The following is a 19,992-nucleotide window of genomic DNA, read 5'->3' as shown; positions in this document are numbered from 1 at the left end:
GGCCGGCCTACCAGGCATTCTCACGCAACCATGCGTGCACGCTGCGTATGTCCTTGAGCTGGAACACCGCCATGCTGGGGTCGCGTTCACCTACCAGCACGCTCCAGCCATGCAGGCTGTTGGCGGCTTCGAAGCCGTGTTCGTCTGTCAGGTCGTCGCCCAGGAACACCGGCAGGCGCCCACGGAAGGGCAGGTACTGCATCATCCGGCGTACTGCGCGGCCCTTGTCGCTGCCGACCGGGACGAACTCGACAACATGGTCGCCGGGTTGCAGCCGATAGCCTGCGTTGCCGCGGATATGACGGTCGGCGAACGCGCGGACCTGCTCCGCCGCGTGCGGTGCGGCACGCCAGTGCAGGGCCATGCTCGGACCCTTGTCTTCCACCAGCACACCAGGGTGGCCATGGGCAAAACGCATGGCCTGCTGATGCAGTGCATGCAGCCACTCGGTGGTGCTTTCATCTTCGGTCGTGTCGTGGACGGTGCCGGAGGCGTCGCGGAGCTGATGGCCATGCAGGCCCGCGGCGGGCAGGTGCATGGGGGCGAACAGCGCATCGAGCTGGGCCAGCGGGCGGCCGCTGACCAGGGCGACGGCGCCCTCGAGTCGGTCACTGATGCGACCGATGGCCTCTCGCACTCCGGGCAACAACGTCACCGCGTCGGGGCTGTCTGCGAATTCGATCAAGGTGCCATCGACGTCGAGGAACAACGCGCAGGCGTCGTCCAGCAACGGTGGCGGCGGACGTAGGGGAAGGTCGTTTGCCATGCCGGGCACGATGCCAGCGCCGGTGTGAGCGCCAGGTCATCGCGGTGTAAAGCGCGGGGTCGGATCGCCTTCGCTGTGCGCAGGCGATCCGACCCCGGCGTCCGGCCTCAGAAGGTGTAACGCACCCGCCCATAGAAGTACGCGCCGTTGCTGCCGATCGGTGACAACACGTCGTAGGGCAGGTTGCCGTAGTAGTAGATGTCTTCGTTGGACAGATCGGGATAGTTGTCAGTCAGGTTCTGGCCACCGATCGCCACGCTCCACTGCGGGGTGATGCGGTATTCCGCTTCCGCGTCCAGCTGCCACTCGGCCTGGTAGGTCTGGGTGGGCTCGAAGCCGCCGCCGAAGTTGAACACCCGCGTGGCGCTGCCATGCCGGCTGACACGGCTGGTCAGTGACCAGCGATCATTGCTCCACGAGGCAGAAAACTGCGCACGCGTACGCGGGGTTGCATCGGTGAGGGTGTTGCTTTCCTCCACGCCGAACAACACATACGCTGGATCCAGCGCTTGCAGCGCCGCAGGGGTCGGCAGCACGTTCTTGAGCTCGGTCTTGGCGTATGCCCAGGTGCCGGTCAGCTGCAGCTGGCCATTGCCCACGGCATGCCGCCAGTTGGCGACCAGTTCGGCACCCCGGGTGCGGGTATCGGCGGCGTTGACGAAGAAGCTGGCGCTTTCAAGGCCGGCGACGCCGTACTGCTGCTGCACGAATGCTGTCAGCGCATCGCCGGTGATCGCTTCGGACAGCGCAATGCGGTCATCGATGTCGATCTGGAACAGATCCAGTGACACGTCGAAGTTCTCACCGATGCGGCTGGTGAAACCCAGGCTGGTATTGAGCGACTTCTCCGGCTTCAGGTCGCTGGCGCCGAGGCCGCGGGCGATCGGATTGTTCACCGACAGCAGCCGTCCCTGCACCAGTTGGCCTGCGGCGTTATAGCCGGTGGAGGTGGACTCGTAGCCGATCTGTGCCAGCGACGGTGCCCGGTAGTTGTTCGAGACCGAGCCGCGTACGGCGAAGGCGGGAGTGAACTCGTAGCGCAGGCCGAGCTTGCCGGTCAGCTCGCCGCCGAAATCATCGTGATGCTCGTAGCGCGCCGCGACATCACTGGAAAGGTGCTCGCCGAACTGGCTGGAGACGCTGGCGTAGACGCTGGCGACGTCGCGGGCGAGGTCGGCTGCGTCCTGTGGGGTCAGGCCGCCGCCCGCCTGCGAGCCGGTGGGCCGGTCGGTGAACGGGCCGGCCGCATAGCTTGCTGGATCGCCCGGGCGCGTTTCATAGCGCTCATGGCGGGCTTCGGCGCCCACGCCCACGCTGTGGGTGATGTCCTCGCCCTGCTGGAAAACCCGGCCAAGGTCGAGGTTGGCCACGGTCTGCGCGTACTGGTAATCGGCGGTCTTGAAGCGCGTCGGGCTGGTCGGGCCCAGCGATGCGTTCAAGGTGTTGCGCATGCGGTAGGTGAAGTCGTTCTGGCCGAAGTCCAGGCTGGCGTCATAGGTCCATTCGCCCCACTGCCCACGGGCACCGGCCACCGCCTGCACGTCGCGGTTCTCGCCTTCGGAGATCGGGCGGTAGCCGTTGGGATAGAGCTCCTTCCAGTTCGCTTCGCCGTCGGGGTAGCGGAAGTAGTTGGCGCCTTCGCTGTCGCGCTGGTTGTAGGTGCCGAAGGCGTAGAACGTACTGGTTTCGCCAAACGGGATCTCCGTGTTCAACCAGGCGTTGAGGTCCTTGCTGGCGCCGTCGCCCAGGACGTAATTGCGCTGGCCCCGCAGCGCCAGGTTGGCATCGGTCTGGTCCCATGGCGGGATCTGGTCGAAGCCGGCGCGATTGGTGGCTTCGCGGTTCTTGTACTCCACGCCGACGCGCAGGAAGCCGCCGTCGTCGCTGAGTGCGGTGCCGACGTTGGCGCTGAAATTGCCGGTCTGGCCATCGGTCAGGGTGCGGCCGATCGGCTTGAGGTCGGTGTGGTGTGCGCCGAAGCTGGCCTCGATGGCGCCACCTTCCGGCGTGTTGTCCAGGATCACGTTGATGACACCCGCCACCGCGTCCGATCCGTACAGCGCGCCGGCACCATCGCGCAGCACTTCGATGCGCTTGATCGCGCTGACCGGGATGGCGTTGAAGTCCACCGGTGTGGTGCCGCGGCCGATCTTGCTGCCGGTGCTGACCAGCGCGCTGTGATGGCGGCGCTTGCCGTTGACCAACACCAGCACCTGGTCCGGCGACAGGCCACGCAACTGCGCAGCGCGCACGTGATCGGCACCGCCCGAGTTGGACTGGCGCGGGAAGTTGAACGAGGGCAGCAACGATTGCAGCGCGCTGCCGAGCTCGCCATTGATCACGCCGGCCTTGCGGATGTCTTCTGCCGTGAGCACGTCCACCGGCGAAATGGACTCCAGCACGGTGCGGTCCGATGCGCGGGTGCCGGTCACGATCACCGTGTCCAGGTTGGTGGCGTCCTGCGCGGTGGCCAGCAGGGGGAACAGCGCGAACGCGATGGCGAAGCCCAAGGGCGACGCGGTCAGGCGGTGGGACATGGAAACTCCGGTTGCGGGCACGACATGGGGAAGGGGCAGGATGGTTTCAGTTACATCCATCCGGATATAGCGATATATTATCTTGGCGTGATGGGAGATGCGACGCAAGTCCCTCTTTTTCATCGCATCAGCTGATGCCGCATTGGCATGTAGGTGGTTGCAGTTGCAACCTGTGGGGCTGTGTAGGCTGTGCCGTTGCGTGTCGTCCGCCGAGCAGACTTCGGCGTTACCGTGGGGTTCTGGAGAGTGTTGAAGATGAAGCGTTTTGCCGTACTGATTGCCTTGGCGTTGGCGACCACCGGGTGCACCACTTTGTCGGCGGGCACGCCGGCGACATCGTCTGCCACCGCGACCCTGCAGGGCGATGCCGCGCGTCCGGCCAACGCCAACGGGTGGGTCCGCAGCGAGCTGTACTTCGGCGTAGGTGAGGAACGCGGTGCAGGTGAGCGTGAGCAGGCCAACACCATCAGTGACGCGCAGTGGCGCGCGTTCCTGGACAAAGAGGTGACGCCGCGCTTCCCTGATGGCTTGACCGTGTTCGATGCGTACGGTCAGTGGCTGTTCCGCGGTGACCCGGAACCCAATCGCCTGCGTACCAAGGTGCTCGTGGTGCTGCACGAAGACAGCCCGCAGCGCCGTGCCGACATTGAAGCGATCCGTCTGGCGTGGAAAACCGCGACCAAGCACCAGTCCGTGCTGTGGTCGCGCCAGCCGGTGGAAGTGTCCTTCTGAACGCGCTGCGCTATGGGCTGCTGATCGCCGTGCTGGGCTGTTCCGGTGGGGTGGACGAGGTCCTTGCACAGGACCGCGAATCGATCCGCTTCGACGTCGCACCGGGTGTGCCCGTCGAGGCGACGGTGCGCGACGAGGGAGGTGTCGAGGTGCGCATCGGCAGCGCGGGTGCGATCCAACAGGTGGCGGGCGTGGCCGACGCGGATGGCAAGGCGCGGCTGGACCATGAGGATGTCGACTTCGACGGTCGCCTGGATCTCGTGGTGCGGGCGAGCGTGGGGCAGGTCAACGAAGCGGTGGCGGTCTACCGCTATGACGCGGCCAGTGGGCGGTTGCAGACGCTGCGCGTGCCGTCCGGCACGCAGGCCAACTGCGATGGGTTGTGGTCGCTCACGGTGGATGTGTCCAGCCGGACGCTGGTCAGTACCTGCCGTGGCGGGCCCATGTGGTACACCGACCTTTATCGCTACGCGGGCGACGCGCTGTACCTGTATCGCGTCGAGCGGATGATGATGCTGGAGACGCCAGCGCTTGAGGCGGTGTTGGACGTCGACGTCGCCGAAGACGCTGGCCCGCTGGCGGTCTGGAGCACCTTGGCGGCCGACGGTCGGGTGCTGGAGCACGCCGTTGCCGGTGGCCTGGCAGTGCCCGCGCATGGCGTGCCCCTGAAGGGCGTGACGGCGCGTGTTGTCGCATCACGCCAACCGCTGTATGCCGCACCGGGAGATACGAGCACGCGCCGCTATCTGGTTGCCGGCGACCGCGTTGAGCTGTTGGACGAGCGCGATAGCTGGCTGCAGGTGCGCTACCGCAATCCATCCAAGGGACCGGTGCTGGGCTGGGTGCCCGTCGCTTTGCCATGACCGGCGGCATGCCTACGGCGGTGTCACCGGAGGGGGCTTAGACTCCGGCGTTCCCCCTCCAGGAAGCCAAGGCCATGAGCAAGCGCGTCGCCGATATCGTTGTTGAGACCCTGCAGCAGGCGGGCGTACGACGCTGCTACGGCATTGTCGGCGACACCTTGAACCATGTCACCACGGCAATCCATGGCAGCGAGATCGACTGGGTGCACGTACGCCACGAAGAGGTGGCCGCGTTTGCCGCCGGTGCCGACTCACTGATCAGTGGCGAGTTGACCGCGTGCGCGGGGTCGTGCGGGCCCGGCAGCCTGCACTTCATCAACGGCGTGTTCGAGAACAATCGCAATCGCGCGCCCATGGTCCTGATCGCCAGCCAGATCGTTACCAGCGAACTGGGCATGGAGTTTCCGCAGGAGGTCGATTTCAAGGCGGTGTATGCCAGTTGCAGCGTGTTCTGCGAACAGGTGTACAGCGCCGAACAGGCGCGCCGCGTGGTGACCCTGGCGTGCCAGGCGGCGATCAGCCGACGTGGCGTGGCGGTGGTGATCCTGCCATCCGACATCAGCGAACAGGCGGTCAAGCACGATCCGCCGTTCGCGGTGCATCGCGCGCAACCGGTGCTGCGTCCGTCGGACGAAGAGCTGCTGCGTATCGCCGAGCTGATCGGCCTGGGCAAGCGCATCGGCATCTATGCCGGTGCCGGCTGCGAGGGCGCGCATGCGCCGCTGCTGGAGCTGGCGAGGCGGCTCAATGCGCCCATCGCCCACACATCGCGGGCCAAGGATTTCGTCGAGCCTGAAAATCCCTTCAACATGGGCATGACCGGCATCTTCGGCATCGAATCGGGGTTCCACACGGTGATGGAATGCGACACGTTGCTGCTGCTCGGCGCGGACTTCGCGTGGGGCCAGTACTATCCGGACAAGGCCACCATCATCCAGGTCGACCGCGATGGCAGCCATCTGGGCCGGCGCCATCCGGTGGACCTCGGTGTGGTCGGCGACATCCGGCCTACGCTGGAGGCGTTGCTGCCGATGCTGCCGCCGCGCGAAGACAGCGACTTCCTGGATGAGTGCATCAGCCACCGCGACAAGGCCCTGGCCAAGCGCGCCGCGGAGGAAGCGCCGGGTGAAGGGGGCCTGATCCACCCGCAGTACCTGACCGCGCTGCTGGACCAGCACGCGGCCGACGATGCGCTGTTCACCGGCGACTGTGGCTCGCCGATGGTGTGGCTGCTGCGCCATATCCGCGTCAACGGCCGCCGGCGTACGCTGACCAGTCTGCTGCATGGCACGATGGCCAACGCCATGCCGCAGGCGCTGGGACTGCAGAAGGCCTTCCCCGGCCGGCAGGTGGTCGCCCTGTGTGGCGACGGCGGCCTGACGATGCTGATGGGCGATCTGTTGACCGCGGTGCAGGAAAACCTGCCGATCAAGATCGTGGTGTTCAACAACGGCTCGCTCAACTTCGTAGAGCTGGAGCAGAAGGTAGAGGGCCTGTTGGACTACTACACCGAGTTGAAGAATCCGGATTTCGGCAAGCTCGCCGAGGTGATCGGTTTCCATGGCCGCACCGTGACCCGCAGCGAAGAGCTGGCGCTGGCCGTGCAGGACCTGCTGGCACACCCCGGTCCGGCATTGCTCGATGTACACACCACGCCCACCGAGCTGGTGATGCCGCCGCAGGTCGAGGCCGGGCAGGTGGTGGGCACCGCGCGCTACATGGCCAAGGCGGTGCTGGCCGGGCGTATCGGTGAGGTCAAGGACCTGCTGGCGGACAATTTCCTGAAGCGCTGAGGCAGCTGGCGCCGGAGCCCTCCCGAGAGGGGAGGGCTCTGCGCCCGGGTGCAGGAAGGTGCGGCCCGTGGCCGCGGTGATGCCCGGGTCGGGATGTTTCAGCACGAACCATCATTGGCATCCGGGCTTCGCGAGGCCTACCATCGGCGGTCCCCACACCCCCCCACCGCCCCCACATGTCCGTTCCTGCTCCTGCCGCTTCGCGGCGCTGGTTCGTCGCCGGCGATCTCAATGGTTTCTTCGGCCTGGTGGTCGACAATCTGTCCATCCTCGGTTTCATCGCCATGGCGTTGGTGGGGATGTTCCAGTTCCCGGCCGAGGTGGTGTTCACCCGCATGTTCCCGGGCACCGCCTTTGGTGTGCTGGTCGGCAACGTCCTGTACACCGTCATGGCGCGGCGGCTGGCAGCGCGCACCGGGCGCGACGATGTCACCGCGATGCCGCTCGGGCTCGACGCGCCGACCAGCATCGGCATGGCACTGCTGGTACTGGGGCCGGCCTTCGTGGCCTTCAAGGCGCAGGGCATGGACCCGAACGCCGCAGCGATTGCTACCTGGCAACTGGGCATGGCCTCGCTGGTCATCATGGGCCTGCTCAAGCTGGTGCTCTCGTTCTTCGGCGAAGCGGTGACCCGCGCATTGCCGCGGGCCGCGTTGCTGGGCTCCATCGCAGGCATCGCGCTGGTGCTGATGGGCCTGTTGCCGCTGCTCGAAACGCTGCGCTCGCCCTTGGTCGGCTTCGTCACCCTGGGCCTGCTGCTGTATGTGCTGATCGCCAAGGGCAAGCTGCCGGTGCGCGGGCCTGGCGTACTGCTGGCCTTCGTCTTTGGCACCGCGCTGTATTACGGACTGGGCATGGCGGGGCTGGGTGCGCCCGGCTTCCAGATACCGGTGTGGGCAGCGCCGCAGATCGTGCTGCCGCTGCCGACGCTGGGCTTCCTCGACGGCATGCCGACGGCGATGACCTATCTGCCGCTGCTGTTGCCGTTCGGGTTGTTGATGGTGGTCGGTGGCATCAACGTGTCCGAGAGCGCGCGCGCTGCCGGTGATGACTACCGCACGCGTGACATCCTGCTGGTGGAAGCCGTCGCGACGCTGGTCGCGGGTGTCTGTGGCGGCGTTGCACAGACCACGCCGTATATCGGCCAGCCGGCGTACAAGCACATGGGCGCGCGTAGCGGTTACACCCTGCTGACGGGGCTGTTCATCGGAATCGGCGGCATGCTGGGCATCGTATCGGGGCTGGTGCAGTGGCTGCCGCTGGCGGTGCTGGCACCGATCATCGTCTACGTGGGCATCGACATCACCACCCAGGCCTTCCAGGCCACGCCGAAACAGCACGCCGGTGCGATGGTGCTGGGTTTCCTGCCATCGGCGGCCTACCTGTTGGCGATCAAGGCGCCAGGCTGGATCGCGCCGGAGCAGTTGGTGGCCATGCTGACCAAGGTGGATGGGCATGGGCTGCCCGAGCTGGCGGTGATCTTCGCGCTGGGCAATGGCTTCATCATCACCTCGATGCTGTGGATCGCCACGGTGGCGGCGATGGTCGACGGGCACCTGCGCCGGGCCTGTGGCTTCCTGCTGGTGGCTGCAGGGCTGACCCTGTTCGGGCTGATCCATTCGGTGGATCCCCGCGGTGGCATCTACCTGCCGTGGGACCTGCAGGGCCTGGCGCGCATCATCAGCTGGCAGTTCGCCGGGGCCTACGTTGCGCTGGCCGTGCTGCTGGCCCTGCTATCGCTGCAGAAGCAGCCCGTCCCCCGCCAATGACGACCGCATCCCGCCCCCGGTAGCGCCGAGCCACGTTCGGCGAGCGCAGCGGCAGGCGCCGACAGCCAGCGGCCGTCTTTACCGTGTCATTCCGCCCCCGGTAGCGCCGAGCCATGCTCGGCGAGCGCAGCGGCAGGCGCCGACAGCCAGCGGCCGTCTTTACCGTGTCATTCCGCCCCCGGTAGGGCCGAGCCATGCTCGGCGAGCGCAGCGGCAGGCGCCGACAGCCAGCGGCCGTCTTTACCGTGTCATTCCGCCCCCGGTAGCGCCGAGCCATGCTCGGCGAGCGCAGCGGCAGGCGCCGACAGCCAGCGGCCGTCTTTACCGTGTCATTCCGCCCCCGGTAGCGCCGAGCCACGCTCGGCGAGCGCAGCGGCAGGCGCCGACAGCCAGCGGCCGTCACTACCGTTTCATTCCGGCGCGTCCAGCTCCGGGTAATGGCGGAAGATGCCATTGGTGTTGAAGGCCAGGCGCCGCTCGGATTTCAGATACGCGGCAATGCCCGGTCGCTTCTCCACGCGGTCCTTCAGCGCTGCAAGCAGCGGCAACGAAGGCCACAGCGTGCGCATCCGCTGCGGGAACATGTAGTCCAGCCCGCTCAGCAGCTGGAAGAGCGACAGGTCGACGTAAGAGTGCTCGCGCAGCGGGTGCCGTCCGCCGTTCTCCTTGATCACGTTTTCGAAGTAGTCGAGGAACTTGGGCATCCGTTCTCCGCGCATCGAAGCTGCCCGCGCCTTCGCTTCGGCTTTCTGGTCTTCGTAGTACGCCGACGCCGCGATGGGGTGGTGGGTGTCATGTACCTCGGCGACCAGGTCGGCAATGGTCAGCTGAAGCTGCACGGCCTGCGTGCGTCGCGATGCGGCATGCGGCACCAGGTCCAGCGTGGGGCCGAGGAAATCCAGGATGGCGGCCACCTGTGCGATCACCTGCCGGCCGGCCTTGAGGAAGGGAGGGGCAAACGGGCGGCCCCCCTCGGCCTTGCCGGCGAGGAATGCGTCCATCACCTCATCCCCGTGTTCGCGCGCCATGTCGGTGTAACCGGCGCCGGCATCCTCCAACGCCAATCGGACGAACTCGCCACGCCCCTGGATCCCGGTCCAGTAATAAAGCTCGTAATGCATGTCGGTCCCGTGTCATGAAGGCGACGCCAGTATGTGACGCGGAAGGGCAGGGAACGGTGAGCATGGCCTGCACACCCTGTTTCCTCCGTCTGGCCGATGATCTCAGATGCCCTTGAAACCGGCGGCAGCAGCCGCATCTGGTGGGTAGTGCCGGCGTGGCCGGCTTCTCATGATCGAGGATCTGACATGCGGATGGACAAGCTCACCTCGCGTTTCCAGCAAGCGCTGGCGGACGCGCAGTCGCTGGCCGTAGGCCGCGATAATTCCATCGTTGAACCGGTGCACGTGTTCAGCGCCCTGTTCGACCAGGCCGGTGGCAGTACCCGGCCCCTGCTGTCCCAGGCGGGCGTCAATGTGACCGTGTTGCGTGAGCGCTTGGACGAGGCGCTGGCGGCATTGCCGAAGGTTTCCGGGCAGGCCGGTAACCTGTCCATCGGCAACGACCTCAACCGGCTGCTCAACCACACCGACAAGCTGGCACAGCAGCAGGGCGATGCCTTCATCGCCAGCGAATGGTTCGTGCTGGCGGCGCTGGAAGATGGCGGCACCTTGGGCATGGCGCTACGCGCTGCCGGTGCTGACAAGGCGCGCCTGCAGGCGGCCATCGACAAGCTGCGCGGCGGCGAGAAGGTGCAGTCGGAAAGCGCAGAGGAACAGCGCCAGGCGCTGGAGAAGTACACCATCGACCTGACCGCGCGCGCTGAGAGCGGAAAGCTCGATCCGGTGATCGGCCGTGATGAGGAGATCCGACGCACCATCCAGGTGCTGCAGCGACGCACCAAGAACAATCCGGTGCTCATTGGCGAGCCCGGCGTGGGCAAGACCGCCATCGTCGAGGGCTTGGCCCAACGCATCATCAACGATGAGGTGCCCGAAGGCCTGCGTGGCAAGCGGGTGCTGTCGCTGGACATGGGCGCGCTGATCGCCGGTGCGAAGTTCCGCGGTGAATTCGAAGAACGCCTGAAAGGCGTGCTCAATGATCTCGCCAAGAGCGAAGGGCAGGTCATCCTGTTCATCGACGAGCTGCACACGATGGTCGGCGCAGGCAAGGCCGACGGGGCGATGGACGCCGGCAACATGCTCAAGCCGGCGCTTGCGCGCGGCGAACTGCACTGCGTCGGCGCCACCACGCTGGATGAGTACCGCAAGTACATCGAGAAAGACGCCGCGCTGGAGCGTCGTTTCCAGAAGGTGCTGGTGGGTGAGCCGTCGGTGGAGGACACCATCGCCATCCTGCGCGGCCTGAAGGAAAAGTACGCGGTCCACCATGGCGTGGAGATAACCGATCCGGCGATCGTCGCGGCCGCCACGTTGTCGCACCGCTACATCAGTGACCGGCAGCTGCCGGACAAGGCCATCGACTTGATGGACGAGGCCGCCTCGCGCATCCGCATGGAGATCGATTCCAAGCCGGAAGAGCTGGACCGACTGGAGCGCCGGTTGATCCAGCTGAAGATCCAGCGCGAGATGCTGAAGAAAGAAAAGGATGAGGCCTCCCGGCAGCGCTTGGCGGACCTCGAGAGCGACATCGACGCGCTGGAGCGTGATTTCTCGGACCTCAACGAAGTCTGGAAGTCGGAGAAGGCGGCGCTGCAGGGCGCAACCCGGATCAAAGAGCAGATCGAGCAGGCACGGCTGGAGCTGGAGTCGGCGCAGCGCCGGCAGGATTTTGGTCGCATGAGCGAAATCCAGTACGGCCAGTTGCCGCAACTGGAGAAGCAGCTCGCTGCCGCGCAGGAGGCGGAGAACACCGAGTTCAAGCTGGTGCAGGACCGCGTTACGGCCGAGGAAATCGCAGAGGTGGTTTCCCGCTGGACCGGTATCCCGGTCAACCGCATGCTGGAAGGCGAGCGCGAGAAACTGCTGCGGATGGAAGACGAACTGCACCGGCGTGTGGTGGGGCAGGAAGAGGCCATCAAGGTCGTGTCCGATGCGGTGCGGCGCTCGCGTGCGGGTCTGTCCGATCCTGACCGACCGAGTGGCTCGTTCCTGTTCCTCGGCCCCACCGGCGTGGGCAAGACCGAGCTGTGCAAGGCCCTTGCCGAGTTCCTGTTCGACAGTACCGATGCGATGATCCGCATCGACATGAGCGAGTTCATGGAGAAACACAGCGTCGCCCGCCTGGTCGGTGCGCCTCCCGGTTACGTCGGTTACGAAGAGGGTGGCTACCTGACCGAAGCCGTGCGTCGTCGTCCGTATTCGATCATCCTGCTGGACGAAGTGGAAAAAGCGCATCCGGATGTATTCAACATCCTGCTGCAGGTACTCGACGATGGCCGGCTGACCGATGGCCAGGGCCGCACCGTGGACTTCCGCAATACGGTCATCGTGATGACGTCCAACCTGGGTTCGCACCAGATCCAGGACATGAGTGGCGATGATTCGCCGGAGGCCTACACCCAGATGAAGGCCGCGGTGATGGGCGTGGTGCAGGCGCATTTCCGCCCGGAGTTCATCAACCGGCTGGACGACATCGTGGTGTTCCACCCGTTGGACAAGCAGCAGATCAAGCAGATCGCGCGGATCCAGATGCGTGGCCTGGAATCGCGGCTGGCCGAGCGCGGCTTGAAGCTGCAGGTCAGCGATGCTGCATTCGAATCACTGGGTACGGCGGGCTTCGATCCCGTCTACGGGGCACGGCCGTTGAAGCGCGCGATCCAGTCGCAGCTGGAGAACCCCCTGGCGCAGAAAATACTGTCAGGTGAGTTCAGTAGCGGCGACACGATTGGCGTGGAGGCCGAGAACGGCAGGTTGCGTTTCAGCGTGCGTTGATCATGCGCTGCAGCGGCCAGGGTCTATCTGGCCGCTGCAGCTGAGGTCAGAGGAAACGAATCTGCTGGTCGGCAGGTCGTGCCATGGCCATGCCGGGGGTGCAGTTGAAGGCTGTGCTGAACTCCCGCATGTTCGACGGCGCACCATCGGCGCGCACAGGTTCAGGCGGATGATTGTCGATGGCGCGATCAAGCTCAGCCCGCTGCGGGGTTGAAATGGCTCGACGTGCCATCGCGTAGGCGATGAAGAATCGCTGCTCGCGGGTCTTGCCATCGATCATCGGATCCGGCGTCCCCGCCGTCGCCTGCCGCATTGCCTGCAATGCGATGGAGAGCCCACCCAGGTCCGCCAGGTTCTCATCAAGGGTCAACTCACCGTCCACCGCTTCACCGTCACCCTCGTAACCGCTGAACTGCCGGGCAAGCCGGTCTGCGCGTGCGTCGAACTGCTGCCGGCTGTAGGGCGTAAGCCAATCGCCTTCGTGACCACGCTCGTCGAAGGAGGTGCCGACCGTGTCGAATCCGTGGGCGATTTCGTGGCCGATGATCGCGCCGATGCCTCCGTAGTTGAGGGCGGCGTCGGCGTTGGCGTCATGGAAGGGAGGCTGCAGCAGTGCGGCCGGGATCGCGATCAGGTTCAGCGAGACGTCCTGGTAGGCGTTCACTGTCTGCGGCGTCAGCTTCCAATGGTGGTGATCGGCGGGCTGGCCCAACTGGGCCCCATTGCGACGCTGGGCATGTGCCCGCACGGCCTGCATGTTTTCCAGGAACGAGTTGCGCCCGGTGCCGACATCGCTCCAAACCGGCCATTGGCTGGGATGGCCGACCTCGATGCGCTGCGTGTTCGCTTTCTGCATCGCCCTTTCGCGGGTCTCAGCGTCCATCCAGTCACACTGGGCGATCCTGTTTTTCAGCGCAGAGGTCAGCTGCTGGGTAATGGTCTGCAATGAACGTGCAGTATCAGCGGGAAACGCAACCTGCGCGTAGGCCGGGCCCATCGCGTCCCCTGCTGCCTGCTGGATCATGCCGAGTATCCGCGCAAAGCGGGGCACGCGGGATCTGCGGCCCTTGATCACCCCGCCATGAAACGCATCATGGGTGTCGACGAAGGCGGTGGACAGACACGGAGCCGCGTCGTCGGTGGCATGGAAGCGCAGGTAGGCCCTCCAGGTCTCCAGTGGCATGTCCTTGAGCAGGGTATCGAGCTTCTGGAAGAAGGTCGGCATGCCCAGTGAGAAGGTGGCAGGTGGCTGCAGACCCTGGGCGTGGAAGAAGCGCCGCCAATCAAGGTTGGGTGTCTGTTGTCGAGCCTGCTCGGGGGTGACGATGTTGTGGAACACGGAGATATCGGTAGCCAGTTTGGAGAAAGGTACCGAAGCCGCCGCCAGCTCACGCTCGATCAGTAGGATTTCCGGCGCCAGCCTGTCGGCGTCACTGCGGGGCATACCGGAAAGCACAAGCGTTTCCACCACGTGCGCGCGGTATGCATCGATGAGGCGTCCTTTTTGCGGGTCGTCGTACCACTCGCTGCTGGGGAGGCCCAGACCGGATTGCGCGAAATACCCGATGTTGGTCGCCGGGTCTTCGAAGTCGGGACGCACGGTAAAGGTGAACAATGGATTGGCGTCACGCCGGGATGCATCGAACAGGTACTCGATGAGCGCGTCTGTGTCCCCTACCGCTTCGATGGCATCCAGCGCAGGTTGCAGAGGCCGGCGGTCGGCCACCTCGATACCCACTTCATCCATGCCTGTTGCCCACAGGTCACCGATCACCTTGGCTGGCTTGTCCGGCGTCCGCTCGATGGCCATCTGTTCGGCCAACTGCTGGCAGACCAGCAGTGCATTGGTGCGCAGGTGATCGAGCGTGCCCAACTGGGTTCTACTGGGCTGCAGCGTGGTCGTCTCTTCCCACCGCCGGTTGACGTGTGCACCAAGCGAAACGCAGGGGGAAATGCCCGGTTCCAGGTCACTGACATTGAAGCGCATCGGCGGCAGCAGCCGCTGCGGATCGAGCCTATAACGCGGGAGGGGCGGATACGTGACCGGGGCCGGCGCTTCGGCCGCATCGTCGGCGGTGACCGGGTCGCGGTGGAGCAGATAGCCGGCCGTGGCTGCTGCCGCCCAGAAGGCGGTCACGCCGGCAGCCGTCACTGCAGCCGTCACTACAGCCGGAGCGCACTGCCGGGGGTGGCGCAGGCAGGTGGCCAGCGCGGCGTCAGTGGCGAGGTTGACGACGGCCGTCGGAGCACTGCCCAGCAGCGGGTCGTGCGCGGCAGCCCGCGCTGCGGCCGCCCTCATGTCATGCAGCTCGATGCCGGTGTCCATCGCCTGCGCGGCGGGTGGCCACCCGGACGCGGGGCGAGGTGGCGGATGCGCCGCCTGCGTGGCCGGTGCAGGACGGTGGGCGAGTGCGGGCAGCGCGGTGCTCAACAGCAGCATAAGCGCCAACTGGTTGCTCGCCCCCTGCAGATTGAGTCCCGGCGGTTGTCGACCATAGCGCTGTTGGCATGTCGCAATGTGGGAGGGCGCAGCCAAACCGCGATGTTTGCGCTGGAAAGCGCCCTGCTGCTGACGGGCCTGCGTGGCATTGATGGGCATGGGTACGCTCAGCTGTTCAGTGTCGTGGGGGGCACGCCAGCGGCATCGGCGTTCCATTCAAGGTGGCGCACGCCATCCAGCAGCGCGTTGGCGAAGTCCACCGCCATCGCAGGATTGACGCGGTGCAGGCGATCCCGTTCGCTGTGGATCATCGTGGGCGGTGCATTAGGGTGCGCATCGCGCAGCGCCTTGTACTGGTGATAAGCGCTGGCCGCTGCCTGGTAGCGTGTCTTCAGAATGCGCGCCTCCTCTGCGGGCAGCGGGGCCGTGCCGCTGTTCTGCGCCTGCCAGGCGCGCCAATCCACTTCGGCATCACGCGCCTGCCATGTCTTGCGAGCGTCCTCCAATTGTCTCCACAGCGCGGCATCTGCGGCGCTCACCTGGGTAACGGCGAGGCAGGGGATGGAGGCGTTCTGGAATGCGATATTGTCCGATGTGATCCACGGGCTGTGATCGGGGGACGCAGGTACGAAGCCCTGCGTGGCCAGGCGCTGTTCGAGCTGCTCACGCGCCTGCTGCTCCACCGGACTGACCGCCGGCGCACGCAGGTACATCGTGGGTTTGCCCAGATGCGGCGAGCCAGCCAGCCCATCGGTGCCGGTCAGCGCATAGCCGTGCCCGCCGCGACCGGTCATGTCCACGTTGATGACGAAGGTCGGGCAGTCGTCCCGCTGCAGGCATTCGTCCACGTACGCGCGCGCACCCAGGAAGCCGAGTTCTTCGTTGGAGGTGACCAGCAATTCGACCTGGGTGCCGGCGAGGGACGGGTCCTCTTTCACCTGGCGGGCGATGTGCAGCAGCGTCGCAACGCCGGATGCATTGTCGTAGGCCCCTTCCGAGCCCCGGGAGCGTCCGATCATATCGCCATGGGCAACCAGCAGCAGCCGCTTCGCAGGGGGGGCCGCAGCGGCCGTCGGCAACGTCACCTGCAGATTGAAGGCTTCGCTGCCATCGGCAATGCCCAGATGCTGCAGTCCATGCAGAACGTACGGCACCCGCGTCACCGGTCCGGCGTCACGCTCCAGCAGACGGGCGATAGCCTCCAGCCTCCGTCCATTGGCCTCTTTCCAGCGCTGCTGGATGTCGTCTGCGGTGCCCTGCCGTCCACTGGGGACGCTGGCGGTGCTGGCCACGATGAATTCCATGTCGTCCTGGAACGCGGCCACGCTGGGCGTATACAGATCGGCAAGCACGTCGGCCAGCTCAAGCAGCGTGCTGTCGGCGGGCAAGGCCGCCGCGTCTGCGCCTGCTAGTGGCCAGCCGTCCTGCACCGACGGCGTCGACGGTGCGACCGTGCGCGCCACCATCTGCTGCAGCTGGGACAGCGTGGCCGGTGGCAAAGAGTGCAGCAGCGCGTTGATGGCCTCGGCGCGGCAGGCACGGTCACCCCCGCAATCGCGCGCGACCTGCAGCAGTGCCGCTTCCATCGGCGAGGAGGTGCCATCGGCCGATACCACGCTGGCCTGTTGTACCGTCTGCTGCACTTGGTCGCGGATAGGGACGCTGGGCGAGGGCAGATGCGGAGGCACGGGCCGCGGCGGCCGCCCGAAGTCCCATGTCTCACGGGAAGGCTGGAAGCCGCTCTGTGCATTGAGGTAAACCAGCCCGCCGAAAAAGCCCAGCGTGCCCAGCATCGTGGCGGCCGCGCAGGTGCGGGGCGCCAGCACGCACGCGCCCAGCGCGGCATTGCCGATTGACCTGATGCCGCCGCACCCTGCTGGCGGGGCAGTACCTGGTACCGTGGTGTACTCCGGTATGGCCTGCGCCGCAGGCACCAGGGCGGTGAGCAGCAAGGCGGCGGTGAGAAGCTGCGCCGGATGGTTGCCCACGCGCAGGGCAGGGCCATGCTGGCCCCATGCGGCGTGCTTGCGGGATTCGCGAGAGGCGGGCGCGGCGCCGTGGTGGCGGTTCTGGAATGCGCCCTGTGTGCGTCGTGCCGCACTGACCTGGTCGACAGGCATCGTGTCTGATCCTTTCCTGGACAAGGCTGCAGGTTGGCGTGCGCCACGCCGGTGCAGATAGGGGCGAATGCGACCTGATGATGCAGATGCGCATTTTTTGTCAGGCTCGGTCATGCTGCCATTGCGCAAGATCGGGCACGCGCCTGGGCCGTATCCCCTGCATCCTGCACGCAGCCTTCCAACGGGAACCCGACATGAGCCACCTCGCCCAGCTGCGCCAGCGCCACGGAATCGACCGCGTGATCGAACATCTCCAAGCCTGCCTGCGCGCCGGCACGCCCTTGCCGGAGCTGGAAACGCTGGCGTCGATCGCTCATCAATCGCCGTTCCACTTCCACCGCCTGTACCGCGCGTTGACCGGGGAAACGCCGGGGCGCACCGTGGCGCGCCTGCGGCTGCTGCAGGTACTTCAGTTGCTGGCGCTGGCGGAAAGCCGCATCACGGATGTCGCCCTGAGCGTGGGCTACGAAAGCCCGCAGGCCCTGGCACGTGCCTGCCGCCAGGCACTGCAGGCGACCCCCAGCGCACTCCGCGACGATGCGGTGCTGCGCGGCGATTGGCAGCAGCGGCTTTCGCTGCCGGCCGGCGACGCGGTCGATGACCGGGTTCCGTTGCAGGTACGGGTGACGGCGCTGGATCCGTTCGATGTCGTGGTGCTGCGCATGCGCGGTGCGTTCGACGATCTGGACCAGGCCTTCGGTCGGATCCATGCGTGGGCTGCGGGGGAAGGGCTTGCCGAGCAGTTGCAGCAGCTGGCGGGCATCGCACTGAACGACCACCGTGATGTGCCGCCGGATGCGTGCCTGTTCGACTGCGCGATGGGCTTCGGTCCGCTGCAGGGGCAGGTGCCTGCACCGTTGCGGGTGATGACACTCGGCGGTGGCGACCACGCCGTGCTGCGGCACGTGGGCAGTTACGCAGGACTGGAAACGGCCACTGACGTGCTGCTGCGCCACTGGCTGCCCGACAGCGGACGCGCGCTGCGCGATGCGCCGTTGTATTACCAGTACCTGGACGACCCGGAAGAAGTGCCCGAAGCGATCCTGCGTGCGGACATCTGCATCCCGCTGCAGTGACGCGGTAGAGCCGACTTCATTCGGCTTCCATCACGCCGGACGGTAGAGCCGACTTCAGTCGGCTTGCATCCCGCCGGCACGGTAGAGCCGACTTCAGTCGGCTTGCATCCCCGCAGCCGACTGAAGTCGGCTCTACCTTCAAGCCAGCCGACTGAAGTCGGCTCTACCCCCACGGCAGGCCGCCGCGGCGGCTCACACCACCGGGATGGGGTGTGGCTGGCCCATGGTGCGATAGGGCGGCGTGGACATGATCATCTCGGCCAGCGAATACGCCAGTTCGCGCTCGGCCATCACCGTTCCGTCGGCACCGTGTTCCAGCAGGTGACGTACTTCCGCATCGCTGTGGGCGCGAGCGAGCAGGGTCAGGCCGGGGTTGATCGCGCGCAGCTTGGCCAATGCCTCGCCGGCTTCCAGGGGCTGCGGAATGGCCAGCACCGCGATCTTGGCGCGGTCCGGATGGGCTTCGGCCAGCACCTTGTCCGCTGCAGCGCTGCCCCGGATTGCGGCGATGCCGGCCGCATGTGCGCTTTCCACGTGCTCCTTGTTGTCATCGATCACCAACACCGGCACGCCCTTGTCGCGCAGTACGGCGGCCAGCTCGCTGCCCACCCGGCCGTAACCGATCACGATGGCGTGGTCATGCAGGTCGCGTGAGGGGCCGGCGGCCTCTTCTGCCTCGGCGATGGCCGGTTGCAGGGCCAGTTGGCGGGCCTGCCAGCGGTCCAGCAGACCGAATACCAGCGGGTTCAGCATGATCGACACCAACGCACCGGCCAGCACCAGTGATTGCCCGGTCTCCGGCAGGATCTGCAGTGCAACGCCCAGGCCGGCGATGATGAAGGCGAACTCGCCGATCTGCGCCAGACTGGCCGAGATGGTCAGTGCCGTACTGGTCGGATGGCCGAACGCACGCACGATGAAGAATGCGGCGGCCGACTTGCCGAACATGATGATCAGCACCGTCGCCAGCACCTGCCACGGGTGTTCGACGATGATCATCGGGTTGAACAGCATGCCCACCGAGACGAAGAACAGCACGGCGAACGCATCGCGTAGCGGCAGTGAATCGGTAGCGGCCTTGTGGCTGAGCTCGGACTCGTTCAACAGCATGCCGGCGAAGAACGCGCCGAGCGCGAAGGACACGCCGAACAGCATGGCCGAACCAAATGCCACACCGAGCGCGATGGCCAGCACGGCCAAGGTGAACAGCTCGCGCGAGCCGGTGCCGGCGGTACGCTCAAGGATCCACGGAATGACCCGCCGACCGACCACCAGCATCACCGCCACGAACAGCCCCAACTGCACGAACGTCCAGCCGATGTCGGCCAGCACGCTGCCGATGCTGTGGTTTTCCTTCGCCGCATCCGGACCGAACACGCCGGCCAGCACCGGCATCATCACCAAGGCCAGCACGCAGGCCAGATCCTCGACGATCAGCCAACCTACTGCGATCTTGCCGCGCAGGCTTTCCAGCAGACGGCGCTCTTCCATCGCCCGCAGCAGCACCACGGTACTGGCGGTGGCCAGCGAGAAGCCGAACACGATGCCATGGATGGCGGGCCACCCCATCAAGCTGGCCACACCCCAGCCGAGCAGGGTGGCCACCAGGATCTGGCCGATCGCACCGGGAATGGCGATGGCTTTGACGGCCATCAGGTCCTTCAGCGAGAAGTGCAGGCCGACGCCGAACATCAGCAGCATCACGCCCAGTTCGGCCAACTGGTTGGCCAGTGCCTGGTCGGCGACAAAGCCGGGAGTGAAGGGCCCAACGCAGATGCCAGCAACCAGATACCCGACCAGTGGAGACAAACGCAGCTTGTTGGCCAGCGCGCCGAAGATGAAGGCGAGCCCGAGGCCAACGGCGACGATGTTGATCAGGTCGGTGTCATGGTGCATCAGGTCTCGCAGGCAAATCGGGGGATGTCCCGATTTTCACCGATGGGGGCCGATACAGCAAACGCCGGGCAGTGCCCGGCGTTTGCTGAAGTCGACGCTGGTGATGC

Annotated in this window: 12 protein-coding genes; 6 read left to right on the top strand and 6 right to left on the bottom strand. The window is 66.0% G+C overall.

The features are described from left to right. Window positions 1-7: 7 nt before the first annotated feature. Together otsB and IFT58_RS12420 are read right to left on the bottom strand one after the other, a co-directional pair. A complete protein-coding gene (otsB, locus tag IFT58_RS12425; RefSeq protein ID WP_192095265.1) occupies window positions 8-766 on the bottom strand; it encodes a trehalose-phosphatase in 759 nt (252 codons plus the stop codon). A 107-nt stretch (window positions 767-873) separates the two neighbouring features. Beyond that, on the bottom strand, window positions 874-3,303 hold the full coding sequence (locus tag IFT58_RS12420) for a TonB-dependent receptor (RefSeq protein ID WP_192095262.1): 2,430 nt from the start codon (window positions 3,301-3,303) through the stop codon (window positions 874-876). Window positions 3,304-3,558: 255 nt separating this feature from the next. Between IFT58_RS12420 and IFT58_RS12415 the strand changes: the two genes are divergently transcribed. The 4 genes from IFT58_RS12415 (at window position 3,559) to IFT58_RS12400 (ending at window position 8,460) form a co-directional block, all read left to right on the top strand. Continuing rightward, complete coding sequence (locus tag IFT58_RS12415) at window positions 3,559-4,035, top strand: DUF3574 domain-containing protein (protein WP_192095261.1); 477 nt, start codon at window positions 3,559-3,561, stop codon at window positions 4,033-4,035. Then, a complete protein-coding gene (locus IFT58_RS12410) occupies window positions 4,002-4,898 on the top strand; it encodes an SH3 domain-containing protein (protein WP_342029562.1) in 897 nt (298 codons plus the stop codon). The genes IFT58_RS12415 and IFT58_RS12410 overlap by 34 nt, the downstream gene beginning before the upstream one ends. Window positions 4,899-4,972: 74 nt before the next feature. Further along, a complete protein-coding gene (locus IFT58_RS12405) occupies window positions 4,973-6,691 on the top strand; it encodes a thiamine pyrophosphate-dependent enzyme (RefSeq protein ID WP_188324759.1) in 1,719 nt (572 codons plus the stop codon). A gap of 176 nt (window positions 6,692-6,867) precedes the next feature. After that, window positions 6,868-8,460, top strand: coding sequence for a hypothetical protein (locus IFT58_RS12400; RefSeq protein WP_192095260.1), 1,593 nt, complete (start codon window positions 6,868-6,870; stop codon window positions 8,458-8,460). 410 nt (window positions 8,461-8,870) lie between these two features. Here IFT58_RS12400 and IFT58_RS12395 read toward each other — a convergent pair whose 3' ends face one another. Next, window positions 8,871-9,581 (bottom strand): glutathione S-transferase, encoded by a 711-nt coding sequence (locus IFT58_RS12395; protein ID WP_192081004.1) that lies wholly within the window; start codon window positions 9,579-9,581, stop codon window positions 8,871-8,873. Window positions 9,582-9,767: 186 nt separating this feature from the next. On the opposite strand from IFT58_RS12395, the gene clpB reads away from it, so the two are divergent. Then, window positions 9,768-12,353, top strand: coding sequence for an ATP-dependent chaperone ClpB (gene clpB, locus IFT58_RS12390; protein WP_192095258.1), 2,586 nt, complete (start codon window positions 9,768-9,770; stop codon window positions 12,351-12,353). Between the two features lie 46 nt (window positions 12,354-12,399). Here the strand turns inward: clpB and IFT58_RS12385 are convergent, their stop codons facing one another. Together IFT58_RS12385 and IFT58_RS12380 are read right to left on the bottom strand one after the other, a co-directional pair. After that, window positions 12,400-14,952 (bottom strand): M13 family metallopeptidase, encoded by a 2,553-nt coding sequence (locus IFT58_RS12385; protein ID WP_192095256.1) that lies wholly within the window; start codon window positions 14,950-14,952, stop codon window positions 12,400-12,402. 8 nt (window positions 14,953-14,960) lie between these two features. After that, entirely contained in the window at window positions 14,961-16,913 is a 1,953-nt protein-coding gene (locus IFT58_RS12380; protein WP_192095255.1) for a M20/M25/M40 family metallo-hydrolase, read from the bottom strand. Window positions 16,914-17,107: 194 nt separating this feature from the next. On the opposite strand from IFT58_RS12380, the gene IFT58_RS12375 reads away from it, so the two are divergent. Beyond that, window positions 17,108-17,989 carry an AraC family transcriptional regulator gene (locus IFT58_RS12375; protein ID WP_192095254.1) on the top strand — a complete coding sequence of 294 codons (882 nt, stop codon included), beginning with the start codon at window positions 17,108-17,110 and terminating at the stop codon, window positions 17,987-17,989. A gap of 192 nt (window positions 17,990-18,181) precedes the next feature. Here the strand turns inward: IFT58_RS12375 and ybaL are convergent, their stop codons facing one another. Next, entirely contained in the window at window positions 18,182-19,885 is a 1,704-nt protein-coding gene (gene ybaL, locus IFT58_RS12370; protein WP_188324752.1) for a YbaL family putative K(+) efflux transporter, read from the bottom strand. Window positions 19,886-19,992: the final 107 nt, after the last annotated feature.

The sequence above is a fragment of the Stenotrophomonas sp. CFBP 13718 genome (assembly GCF_014842145.1).
Lineage (GTDB): Bacteria > Pseudomonadota > Gammaproteobacteria > Xanthomonadales > Xanthomonadaceae > Stenotrophomonas.
This window is presented reverse-complemented; position numbering and strand designations above follow the sequence as displayed.

Bases quoted from the DNA above. Each gene is read 5' to 3' on its own strand.
- clpB (WP_192095258.1), top strand. From the start codon at position 9,768: ATGCGGATGGACAAGCTCACCTCGCGTTTCCAGCAAGCGCTGGCGGAC.
- IFT58_RS12375 (WP_192095254.1), top strand. From the start codon at position 17,108: ATGAGCCACCTCGCCCAGCTGCGCCAGCGCCACGGAATCGACCGCGTG.
- IFT58_RS12380 (WP_192095255.1), bottom strand. From the start codon at position 16,913: ATGCCTGTCGACCAGGTCAGTGCGGCACGACGCACACAGGGCGCATTC.
- IFT58_RS12395 (WP_192081004.1), bottom strand. From the start codon at position 9,581: ATGCATTACGAGCTTTATTACTGGACCGGGATCCAGGGGCGTGGCGAG.
- IFT58_RS12415 (WP_192095261.1), top strand. From the start codon at position 3,559: ATGAAGCGTTTTGCCGTACTGATTGCCTTGGCGTTGGCGACCACCGGG.
- IFT58_RS12400 (WP_192095260.1), top strand. From the start codon at position 6,868: ATGTCCGTTCCTGCTCCTGCCGCTTCGCGGCGCTGGTTCGTCGCCGGC.
- IFT58_RS12420 (WP_192095262.1), bottom strand. From the start codon at position 3,303: ATGTCCCACCGCCTGACCGCGTCGCCCTTGGGCTTCGCCATCGCGTTC.
- IFT58_RS12385 (WP_192095256.1), bottom strand. From the start codon at position 14,952: ATGCCCATCAATGCCACGCAGGCCCGTCAGCAGCAGGGCGCTTTCCAG.
- IFT58_RS12405 (WP_188324759.1), top strand. From the start codon at position 4,973: ATGAGCAAGCGCGTCGCCGATATCGTTGTTGAGACCCTGCAGCAGGCG.
- ybaL (WP_188324752.1), bottom strand. From the start codon at position 19,885: ATGCACCATGACACCGACCTGATCAACATCGTCGCCGTTGGCCTCGGG.
- otsB (WP_192095265.1), bottom strand. From the start codon at position 766: ATGGCAAACGACCTTCCCCTACGTCCGCCGCCACCGTTGCTGGACGAC.